Source organism: Marinifilum sp. D714 (genome assembly GCF_030851345.1).
Lineage (GTDB): Bacteria > Bacteroidota > Bacteroidia > Bacteroidales > Marinifilaceae > Marinifilum.
In genome coordinates this window covers 1-5,328 of the sequence record NZ_JALPNU010000047.1, presented here as the reverse complement: position 1 = coordinate 5,328, position 5,328 = coordinate 1, and the positions used below count along the sequence as shown (strand labels likewise).

The 5,328-nt window shown below is 37.0% G+C and carries 5 protein-coding genes; 3 read left to right on the top strand and 2 right to left on the bottom strand.

Annotation, left to right across the window (positions count from 1 at the left end):
- Positions 1 to 276: 276 nt before the first annotated feature.
- The gene (locus M0051_RS19405) at positions 277 to 1,401 is read right to left on the bottom strand and encodes a serine hydrolase (RefSeq protein WP_306743232.1); all 1,125 of its coding nucleotides are present in this window, start codon (positions 1,399 to 1,401) and stop codon (positions 277 to 279) included.
- A gap of 389 nt (positions 1,402 to 1,790) precedes the next feature.
- Between M0051_RS19405 and M0051_RS19400 the strand changes: the two genes are divergently transcribed.
- The 3 genes from M0051_RS19400 (at position 1,791) to M0051_RS19390 (ending at position 4,730) form a co-directional block, all read left to right on the top strand.
- A complete protein-coding gene (locus M0051_RS19400) occupies positions 1,791 to 2,522 on the top strand; it encodes a DUF6261 family protein (RefSeq protein WP_306743231.1) in 732 nt (243 codons plus the stop codon).
- 57 nt (positions 2,523 to 2,579) lie between these two features.
- Positions 2,580 to 3,179 (top strand): transposase, encoded by a 600-nt coding sequence (locus M0051_RS19395; RefSeq protein ID WP_306743230.1) that lies wholly within the window; start codon positions 2,580 to 2,582, stop codon positions 3,177 to 3,179.
- A 558-nt stretch (positions 3,180 to 3,737) separates the two neighbouring features.
- The gene (locus M0051_RS19390) at positions 3,738 to 4,730 is read left to right on the top strand and encodes a hypothetical protein (protein ID WP_306743229.1); all 993 of its coding nucleotides are present in this window, start codon (positions 3,738 to 3,740) and stop codon (positions 4,728 to 4,730) included.
- 98 nt (positions 4,731 to 4,828) lie between these two features.
- Here the strand turns inward: M0051_RS19390 and M0051_RS19385 are convergent, their stop codons facing one another.
- Positions 4,829 to 5,047 carry a hypothetical protein gene (locus M0051_RS19385; RefSeq protein ID WP_306743228.1) on the bottom strand — a complete coding sequence of 73 codons (219 nt, stop codon included), beginning with the start codon at positions 5,045 to 5,047 and terminating at the stop codon, positions 4,829 to 4,831.
- Positions 5,048 to 5,328: the final 281 nt, after the last annotated feature.

The window sequence follows — 5,328 nt, the reverse complement described above, 5'->3', positions numbered from 1 at the left end:
AAAAAAAAAAACAGTGAGCAGTTAACAATGAACAAAAATCAATAAGCAGTTATATGAATAATAATGAAATTAGCGCCTATTTTTTTAACATTTTTAAATGGACCCTATTCGAATTAACGATATTACGCTTCTGTTTGAATGTTTCCCTTGTAAGGGAAACTGTCGACAGACTAAAGGGTGAAGTGGTAAAAAATTTTAAAAACACCCTTTTCCTTATCAGGATTTTCCCTAAAAGGGAAAAAATCATTTCGAAAATGACCAGAAATCAATGATTCATCAAAACTCAGCCTTCAAAATTTCATCGACACAATGCAATAGAGTCATTTTTCCTTTGTAGGTATCGCAATTGGTTTGAAAGGCCACGGCAATTTTTTGTTCCGGATAATACAGGAAAATGGAACGGAACCCAGGAACGAAACCCGTATGACCATAGGCTTTGCCATGTGCACTTTTAAAAATAAAACTGCCCATACCATAGGAATCATACTCGCTTAAAACCCCATTGGGATTAGGCGTCACAATTTTTTGCAGCGTTTCATCTGAAAATAGCAGTGCCTCGTAGTAAAGCTTGGCCCATTTTGCCAGGTCTGATGTAGTGGACGCATATCCTCCGCCAGTCCATTCCATTTGCGGATTAAAAGCATATATTCCATCAACCACCACCTGTTTTGGCATATGAAAGAAATCATCCAAACCCGAATAGCCAATTGGCAAACGTGGCATATCGCGACGGATAGCCGCATAGGTTTCTTTAAAATGCAGCGGAGCTAAAATTCTGGCATTGGCCACCTCGTAATAATTCATGTCTGTAACTTTCTCAATCAGCATCCCAATCAGCAAATAATTGGTATCGGAATAAGCCCAACCCTCGCCTGCTTTGTGCACCGCATCCATATCAAATGCATACTGCAATCGGTCCTTATAGCTCCATACCTTATCGAGATTTTTTTCCAGTTCGATCCACAGCTTCTCGTTCTCAATATAACGCGGCAAACCACTGGTGTGCTGCAAAAGCATCTCCACGGTAATGTCTCCAATGTTTGGCAATTTCGACAACCAGCACTCCCCTTTGCAGTAGTTAAAAAACTTCTCTTTCAAATCGACTTTACCCTCTTCAACCAATTGGTACAAAACTGCTGCAGCGTAGGTTTTCCCTATGCTTCCCGAAAACATTACGTGTTGCAAATTCATTCTTTCCTTACGGATAGAATCCGAATAGCCTGTTGCAAAGTTTTCCTGTCGCCCATCCTGGTAAATGATGGAGAATTTTGCACCAGGCATATCCAACAACTGCACAATGCTATCGAGCTTGTGCTGATAGGTACACTGCGAAAATCCGTCGAAACAAAAAGAGAATACCAGAATAAAAAATAGGGGAAGAGAGATGTACTTGTTTTTCATAGCGTGGCTGAATTGGGTTAACTGACTGTAATGTAAGCATTTTTAGCATAAAATCATCCATATTGGGCGTGGAAATGCGAATGTTAACTGCCGGATGTCATCTACAGGGTGTAGAAAGTTCCCTGCAGACTGCAGAAAGCTTTTTACATACTGTATTTTTCTTCCTGCAGGCAGCAGGAAGGTTTTTCAAGGGTGTATTTTCTTTCCTGCAGGCTGCAGGAGCAAAAATACACCTCAAGGATTAAGTTCCTGATTTAGTGAAATTAATTATGTGCTGTAAAACATATATTCACCAACTAAATGAACCTAAAATTAATTTGGCTTTCTATATTATATCTAATAACTATTTCTTAAATTTATTTTTAGTTAATAAATATAACACACTTATTATGTATTTCAACATTAATTACAGAAGGCTAAAGAACAGAACATTCGTTCAGTTTTTCCAACACCTGCTAGAAATACTACAAGCAGGAAATCCCGAAACTTTACTGGTGAAAAAACAATACGACGACTTGCTGCCTCTGGTGGCAGTATTGTTCGAGTTAACACAGGCCGATAAAGGCTCTGAAATATCAGACGAGTTGGTGGAACTTGATGGAAAAAGAGATGCAACATGGTGGGGAATCGATTTGCAAATTCAATCTTTTGCACATCACTTCGATCCTGTGAAACAGGAAGCTGCCATTGCTCTCGAAAATTCTTTAACGCCTTTCGGTAATGGTTTTACTCGCCTAAAGTATGTAGAAGAAACCAATACACTAAATGGAATTATCAACAAATGGGAAGGCAATGCTGATTTAAGCACTGCAATTACCACGCTTGCCTTAACCGAATGGGTAAACAAGTTAAAAGCTGAAAACACCCTATTCGATACAAAATTCAAGGCCAGAGTGAATGAAAGAGCCGATGCTCCTGATGTAAAATCTGTAGAGTTGCGCAAGCAAATTATAGCAGCATATCGCGAATTATTGGCACACTTGCAAGCTCATACAACCCTTAGTGCAGACGGTTCTTACGATACCATTAACAATCGTATCAATCAATTGATTGACGAATACAATAAAATGATTCCTAAAAAGGAACAGGAAGAAACTCCAGCCGAAGAGGCTGCTGAGTAGTTTTCTATACTCATAAGATGAAGAGCCCTTCGGGGCTCTTTTTTATATTATAGTATTATGAATCAGAAATTACCAAACCGACAATCCATACGATTAAAAGGGTACGATTATTCAAAGGAAGGCTTGTACTTTATCACTTTGGTATGTCAAAACCGATTGCCCCTTTTCGGTAAAATTGACAATGGTGTAATGCTTTTGAATGATGCTGGTAAAATGATAGAATTGGAATGGCTCAAATTAAAGAGTCGCTTTCCGAATATCGAACTGCACGAGTTCGTGGTGATGCCCGACCACTTTCATGGAATTATAGAAATAACCGATATTGTGAATAATGTGGGGGCATCCCTTGTGGGTGCCCGTAACGAAGCTGAAAATCATGTCAGGGTGCCCCTCGTGGGTACCCGTGAAGGGCAGGCACAAAGCATTGCTGACGGGCGAGCACAAGGCGTCGCTCAAACGGTAGGCAGTATAATAGGGGCTTTTAAGTCAATCACTACGGTGGAGTACATCAAAGGCGTAAAAGAGCAAGGCTGGCAAGCGTACCAAAAACGCTTATGGCTACGCAACTACTACGAACACATCATCCGAAACGATGGTGCTTTCGATCGCATCTCTGACTACATCAAAAACAACCCAGCAAACTGGCAAAAGAGGTAACATGTCCTCTTGTGGGTACATGTAACTTCTCGTGGGTATCCGCTCTTGTGGTTACCCGTACCCTCTCATGGGCATCAGCAACACCTCATCAGTCCCCTTACCAAGCTGCAAGTAATGTGAGGGTGCTCCTTGTGGGTACCCGAAAAGTGACAGCCCAAAGATCTGCTAGCAAGTAGTCAGATGGTACTGCTTAAAAGCTAGCACCAGACTGTCAAAGGGTAAGAAGCTGATACAGACCACTACAAGTATGGGCTATGGGCTATAAGGGCAACCACAAGGGATTGCCCAAACGTTAGATAGCTTACTAAAGGGACTTTGGCTGAGGAACTACTAAGAGTATGAACTGCAAAAAATAGTATTAAGATCAAAACGCATAGAGCAATAGGAATTTCTCCTTGAATTGGTAGGATGATTAATTTAAGAAGTAGAAATTAAACACGAATCAATAAAGAGGTACACTTACTTTAATAATATACTAGCATTTATTAATATAATTTTGTTCTCTTGTTTGTTATTGTAGCTTTAATTATCAACAAAATAAAACCACAATAACAAACAATGACTCAACTTAAAGTTACAAAACCAACAGTTCCCGTAAAGTTCCATTTATTTAACTTTTCTTTCACACCGCATAAAGAAAATGTAGAAACAACAAACTCTTCCCATATACTTAAGCAATCTATACAAAGAATAAATGATGAAAGGACTCAAAATGGGAAAGCAATTGTAATTGATAGACACGAAGGCAGAACTGACGAAGAGCCAAGAAATTTATTCATAATTAGTGCAGCGTACTTAGCCAGAGAGAAAAAATACAAGTGCAAAATGGCCCTAATTAGGGATAATAAGATACCTACTCTTGTAGATCGAAAGGATTACGCTCTTACTCCATTCAATCAATTAGGAAATAAAGCTATTGCTGAAACTACTAATTTTTACATTGACTTGGAACGTTCAACTCCAGTAGTATGTTGTGAATATAATTATCATGGCCCTAGAATTTCAGATATTGAATTCTATTTCAGATATATTTCATCCTACAAAATGCTCTGTATTTCAAAAGCATGTAAGGCTGAAATTCATATGAAAAGGCCTATAAACTATGTACTTGATTCCATTTCAGATGTATTAAGGTTTAAAATAAGAACTCGACCAGATAGATTAAAACATATCTATAATGAGGTTGGTGATGCTTTCATAACAAATATGACAGCACTTGCAGGCACAATTAATCCTAAATCCATTGTTGTTGACGCTATTTTTAAAGAAAGAGGAAAATCAAATGGTAAGAAAAATGGACACGCAGTATCATTAGTAAAAAAGATACTAAAAGCAATTAAAGATGATAATAAAATAAGCGAAGAGTTTGAAGACTTTTACTTACAATTTGAAAAAGAAAATGGTAAAGATGAAGTTTTTAATCTAATGAAAGGAAAGCAAGAAATTACAATTAATTGTCAACAAAAAACTCCTGGCAATCTTGATACAAAAGATTTATTCGAAAAAACGAATACAGCTTTTAATGAGTATTTAAATAAAAGCCTAAATTAAAGCATCATGAAAATACTTGACAGATACTACAAAAGGCCAATATTATATGATTATAGTTTTTCAATAGTTCTTATTTGTGTGCTTATTTGGTTGAATTATTACGATAAAATTACTTTACCTACTGGTGTAAAAAGTTCTAATTTATCATCTGATATAGGAGCAATAGGACTTACCATCTCAGGATTTATCCTAACCTTAATTACAATTCTATTGACTCTAAAGTCAGGGCAAATTCTATCCGAAGAAAAATTATCTAACTCAAGTAGTCCTTTTAAAATATTCCTTGCTTCAAAAATGTATAAAAGAGCGATTGACATCTTAAAATATGGTGTTTATTCCCTTGTGTTAGTTTCTATGCTAATATATATCCTTAGGATGAGTTTGCATACCGATTCTTTAATATATCTCTTTTATTTTAACTTATTAGGAATTATAATTATTCTAACCACTTTCCTTAGATGTTTCCATGTATTAGGACTCATAATGAAGATGCAAGGAGAATAAAGGATCAAGTAAAAAACTTGTGGGGAAACTTCTAAACACACATCTTTGTACGAGTAAAATTGAAACACAAAGATGACTGATCACGAAACCTACG